Source organism: Mesotoga sp. UBA5825, from assembly GCF_002432955.1.
GTDB lineage: Bacteria > Thermotogota > Thermotogae > Petrotogales > Kosmotogaceae > Mesotoga.
In genome coordinates, this window is the sequence record NZ_DJHG01000106.1 from 1 (window position 1) to 5,252 (window position 5,252).

Here is a 5,252-nt window from a genome sequence, read left to right on the forward strand (position 1 = left end):
GACCAATCTAGATGGTTGTGCGGCAGCATGTTCTTTCAACAAATAATTCATCAATCTGTCTCGGCCTTTTTCCGGTCGGAGAACGGCGAACATTCAACGGTTGACGTGTCGATTGGAGTCTTCTCGTGAGCGAAGCGAGCATCTCAACAATGCCCTTTCTCGATTCATCTTCTCGGGGAACGGGTCTTCGTTCTTAAGCGTGAAGCCGCACAGAATATCCCCCATTATCAAACTTACAAGTAGGTGGGGCCCCCTTCGACCACAAAAAAAGAACAAGTTTGCGTGTCTATGCGCTCCGGTAAAAGTAAAATGCCGTCAAATGGAAAGAACTACGTGTCTGCCGGTTTTAGTGTAGACTTATTTCATGGATATTCTGAAGAAGAAGTGGATGGCGGCTTTAATCGCTGTATTCTGTTCAGTTCTCTGGGGAAGCGCTTTTCCCGTTCTTAAACTCGGTTACGAGGAGATGGCAATTTCCCCGGATGATGTTTCAGCTAAGCTTGTCTTTGCCGGAATCAGGTTTTTGGGAGCCGGTATTATGGTGCTTCTGCTTTCGATACCTTTGGGTAGAAAGGGAAGAGTGAAGTTCGTTAAGAAGGACTACATGCATTTGTTTGCACTTGGAGTATTGCAGACTTTTCTTCTGTACTTCTTCTTCTATAATGGGCTCAGTCATACAACGGGAATGAAGTCTTCGATAATAATGGCGGGTGAGAACTTCCTTGTGATCCTTCTCGCTCACTACATTTACAAGAATGATCGCCTGAGCTGGAAAAAGATACTTGGGATGATACTGGGATTCGCGGGGGTTTTCCTTGCAAATTTCGAAGCGGGATTCACTCTGAGTTTCGTGTTCAAAGGTGATGGCTTCATGTTGATCGCAGCGACTATCGGTGCATTCGGCACTATGTATGCCAAATGGATGTCGTCGAACCGATCTCCCTTTCTCGTGTCGGGATGGCAGCTCTCGATCGGCGGCTTTCTTCTCCTCATCGTCGGTCTTCCCGGGTTGAAACAGGATTCGCTCGTTTTCACGCTCAAGGGCAATCTCCTTCTAGTGTATTCTATGCTTCTTTCGGCCATAGCCTTTTCCTTGTGGTATGCGATTCTCAGCTTTCACAAAGCCGGTGAAATCACTATGTTCCGATTCGTTATTCCAGTTGCCGGCGTCTTTCTCTCCGCAGCCTTCATTCCAGGAGAGGCCCTCAATTCGTACATGGCGTTTGCCCTCATATTGGTTTCGGCCGGTGTTGTGGTTGTCAACTGGAAGAACAGGGCAGTCTCAGAAGATAGGTCCGCTCGGTAGATCTGAATATACTTTCGGAAATTAGCATAGGGTACCTAAGGCCCATCGTGAGCTTTGAGCACTACCTATTGCCGAAAAGGATTGCGCAGAACTTCTCTTCAATCAAAAATCACTCCGGCAGAAAGCCGCGGCAGATAAACCGGAGTAATCGCTTTAACTTGCTTTTTGGTTTGAAATGAAACGGAGTCAAGAGTGATCGACGATTTCTCCGGATCGAAAAGAGCCTTCACATTTCATAACTTTATGAAGAGAGTCGAAGAGAAGATGTGGTCGACTCTCTCAGGTGCTCTTCGCGAATCTTCTTGCGGCGAGTCTGATGCCGATGGCGCCAAGAGGGGCCGTTATTAGGATCGAGAGTACTGAAACCGAAAGTACAACATCTCCGTAAGCAACTCCCATTGCTAAGGGTATTCCTCCCACTGCAGCCTGAACTGTGGCTTTGGGCAGAGAAGAAATCATGCAAAAGAGTCTTTCGCGGAGAGTCAGTTTCGAACCGAGAGTGGCCGCCAGAACGCCCGCGCTTCTGAATATGAGTCCAATAAGAATTACAAGTAGTCCCATTAGCCATGAGTCGCCTATCGCACGTACGTTAACACTTGCACCCACTAGAACGAACAGGAAGACCTCGGCGACCACCCATATTCTCTCCATTTTTCCTGCAATCCTGTCGACGGCTACCGGAAGCCTCTCTCGCAGGACAAAATCTATCGCCATAACACCCAGAAGAGTTGCTACGGGGAGTACTTCCTCGAGTTTATGGAAAACGAACGCAATCATTAGAATCAAGAGAACCCTCTTCGTGTCTCTGATATGGAATCTTTTGAAGAGCAGGCTGAAGAGAAAGCCGATTGCCGCGCCAAGAGATATACCGAGAACAATCTCTACCGGCACCATAAGAAAGGACATTCCGATACTGACATCCTATCCTCCTTCAATTCCCAAAAAGACCGTAAAGAGTGTAATAGCCACAACGTCGTCTATTGAAGCTGCCGCCAGAATAGTAGAAGGTGTTTCGTTTCTCTTTCCGAAGTCCTTTTCTTTCAGTCTCAGCATCTCGGGAACTACTACCGCAGGCGAAACCGCCGCGATTATGAAGCCGAGCATTTCACCTTGAACGAGGCTGAGATTCAGGAAGAAGTGAGCCATTACCATAATTGAGAAACCTTCGAAGAGGCTTGGAAGAAAACTAAGGCGAAGAGCGAGGGGACCTATCTTCTTGATGATTCTCCGATTCAATCCGAGACCGGCGCGCATCAGAATGACTATGAGCGCAAGCAGCCGGACTTCATCGGAAATTGAGAGCAATGATGTGTCGATGAGATTCATTGCATCCGGTCCCAAAGCTATTCCAAGCGAGACCAGTCCAATCAGACCGGGAAGACGGATTCTTTCAAAGAGGGAAAGCACAACTATCGAGAGAATAACTATAAGGGAGATGCTAAGAATCATATACTCCTCCAGAGTCAAGCAGGACCAGGCTGCAAATTTGGTAGAAGCTATCAGCTGGAGGCGTTTCTGGAGGAGTCTGCTCAAGGCAAGCTTCATTGCCTAGAGAATTATATAGTCCATGCGTTATACTGTCAATGACCAGTAAACGGAGGTGATCTCTTGAGCACTTTTCTAGCCATTGTCGGTGCATTGTTCCTGCTATATCTTGCAATTAGGTTCTTCCCTGCGTTGATTATTGTTGTAGCCGGCGTAGGAGTGATAATGATAGTGATATTTGCCATAGCAGGTCTTTTTGTTGTCTTCCTGCCGATCTTATTGGTTGTTGCTCTAATATTGATTATTGTTAAGCTTGCGTCATGAAAGACACCGATCTTACTGCAATTCAGGTCTGGTTCGATCAGGAGTCTTATGGCGAAGAGACATTTCGCAGAAAGATGAGAGACTATGCGAGTGAGGCTTCACTTCTATGGAAGGGGAGTAACCATATCATTGCCTTCCCGGAGTTTTTTGCAACATTTCTGTACCCTTCCTTCAGGAAACTCAGCTTCGCGGAGACGACAACAAAGACTCTTGCAAAGTATGCAATTAAGAATATGGGGTTCTCTCTTAATCCTTTGAAGAAGGCTTTTCTAAGAGATGCCCTTGGGATAGAAGCCTACTATCACGGAGTTTTCAGTACCATTGCCAGGGAGTTCGAAACTTATCTTCTTGCCCCGTCGATATTGCTTCCCATAATCGATGAAGAATCTGAGAGAGGGAGATTCATTAGGGATGGAAGGCTCTATAATATCGCCTACTTATTCAATCCTGAGGGAAAGTTGTTGACAAGAGCCTTGAAGCACAATCTTACCAAAGCCGAGAGCTCTGTGTTGTTTTCCAGAGGAGAGCCAGTCGATAATGTGGTTCATACGGAGATTGGCATAATAGGTATAGCGATTTGTTACGATATGTTCTTTCAAACCGAAATCGAGAGACTGGACGCAGCCGGTTGCGAAGTGATACTGGTTCCCTCCTGCAATTTTGCTGAGTGGAAAGGATCGATGCGCGGTTCGACGCAGGAGAGGATCTGGTTTCGCGATGGACCGATCAGGGCATCATTGTGTAGAGAGAAGATTCGCTATCTCGTAAATCCGATGGCGATTGGGATTGTTGGCAGAGACAAAGCGCAGGGAAGATCTTCCATCTGGTCCAGGGGAAGAGCTCTTGCCGTTGCCAGAAAATTCGATGGGGAAGAGATTCTCAACGTCACGACATAAAGCGATGAGCTTCATCAGCAACACTAGTCGAAGTCCACTCTGTCTTTTGAGACCGGGGTTCTCCTTCATTGATACTAAATCGGGAAACCGAAAACGAGGAATATGTATAATTCCTTTGTAGTGATACTTTGAAGATGTCCCAGGGAGGAATGTTATGAGAATCACTGTCGTTCACGACACGACAATCGATTTTCATCATGAAGAGATGGTCAGGAGTGTTGTTAGTTCACTCGAGAATAGTTTTGAAGTTGATTCCAGACCATTCGAGATCGATGCTGTTAGCGTACTTAGAGGCACTGATCTCGTGTTCAATCTCACTACCGCCATGGGTAATACCGAGAGGCAGATCCATCTTCCGGCCGTGCTGGATCTTCTGGGAGTACCCTTTACCGGCTCCGGTGCTACGGCAAACGCTCTCTGTATTAACAAGACGCTCACAAAGTTGATCATGAAGGCCTATGGGATATCCACTCCCGAATTCTTTTCGGTTCGTCCCGGAGATATTGTCGACAACCTCCCGTTCAGCCCGGCAATTGTCAAACCCGTTAAAGAAGGTGGCGCAAAAGGTATCTGGGAGGACTCGGTTGTTGTAAGCGTTGATGAAATGCAGAAAGCTGTTTCACGTATCCACGAGAGATTTGGACAGCCCGCTCTGGTTGAGAGGTTCATTGAAGGAAGGGAATTTACCGTTGGAATAGTTGGCAGTGAAGTTCTGCCAATAATGGAAATAGATTTCTCGTCGTTGCCAGATCGCCTTGAGACTTTCTATTCCTACAGGGTGAAACAGTTCCACGGTGACGAGACAAATTACATCTGTCCCGCGAAGATCTCACAGAGAGAGGAATCAGTGGTAAGCGAGTTCTCACTGAAGGTCTTCGGGGCGCTGGATCTAAAGGACTATTGCCGTATCGATTTGAAGATTGACGACGAAGGAAAGATCTACTTCCTGGAGGTCAATTCCCTTCCTCTTCTAGTACCTGATTACTCAGATATCGTCAAAATGGCCGAAGCAAGAGGGTGGAGCTACGGCGATCTCATTAACAACATCGTCGCTTCAGCAATAAGTAGATATGGAATCGGAGAATAAAATGGGAGTCTATGAAGAGATCCTAGATTACATAAGGTAGATCCCGGTGATTGACACGCACGAGCACCTTGTTCATGCAGAAGATCTGCTTGAAGGAAGAGACGATGTTCTTCAAGAGTTCCTTCTTCACTATATGAGCTCTGATCTGATTTCT

4 protein-coding genes, 1 pseudogene and 1 riboswitch are annotated in these 5,252 nt (G+C 46.7%); of the genes and pseudogenes, 4 read left to right on the plus strand and 1 reads right to left on the minus strand.

The genetic code is table 11. The features are described from left to right. Window positions 1-364 precede the first annotated feature (364 nt). Complete coding sequence (locus B3N33_RS10555) at window positions 365-1,306, plus strand: DMT family transporter (RefSeq protein ID WP_103133752.1); 942 nt, start codon at window positions 365-367, stop codon at window positions 1,304-1,306. A gap of 279 nt (window positions 1,307-1,585) precedes the next feature. On the opposite strand, the pseudogene B3N33_RS10560 reads toward B3N33_RS10555, so the two are convergent. Further along, window positions 1,586-2,755: pseudogene (locus tag B3N33_RS10560) on the minus strand (cation:proton antiporter). A gap of 34 nt (window positions 2,756-2,789) precedes the next feature. Further along, a riboswitch (Fluoride riboswitch) is annotated at window positions 2,790-2,864 on the minus strand. A 50-nt stretch (window positions 2,865-2,914) separates the two neighbouring features. Here B3N33_RS10560 and B3N33_RS10565 point away from each other — a divergent pair. From B3N33_RS10565 to B3N33_RS10575, 3 genes are all read left to right on the plus strand, one after another. After that, window positions 2,915-3,115 carry a hypothetical protein gene (locus B3N33_RS10565; RefSeq protein WP_103133753.1) on the plus strand — a complete coding sequence of 67 codons (201 nt, stop codon included), beginning with the start codon at window positions 2,915-2,917 and terminating at the stop codon, window positions 3,113-3,115. Then, window positions 3,112-4,011, plus strand: a complete 900-nt coding sequence (locus B3N33_RS10570; RefSeq protein WP_292593295.1) for a carbon-nitrogen hydrolase family protein — start codon at window positions 3,112-3,114, stop codon at window positions 4,009-4,011. Before B3N33_RS10565 ends, B3N33_RS10570 begins: the two co-directional genes overlap by 4 nt. Before the next feature lie 154 nt (window positions 4,012-4,165). Next, complete coding sequence (locus B3N33_RS10575) at window positions 4,166-5,098, plus strand: D-alanine--D-alanine ligase family protein (RefSeq protein WP_292593297.1); 933 nt, start codon at window positions 4,166-4,168, stop codon at window positions 5,096-5,098. Window positions 5,099-5,252 lie beyond the last annotated feature (154 nt).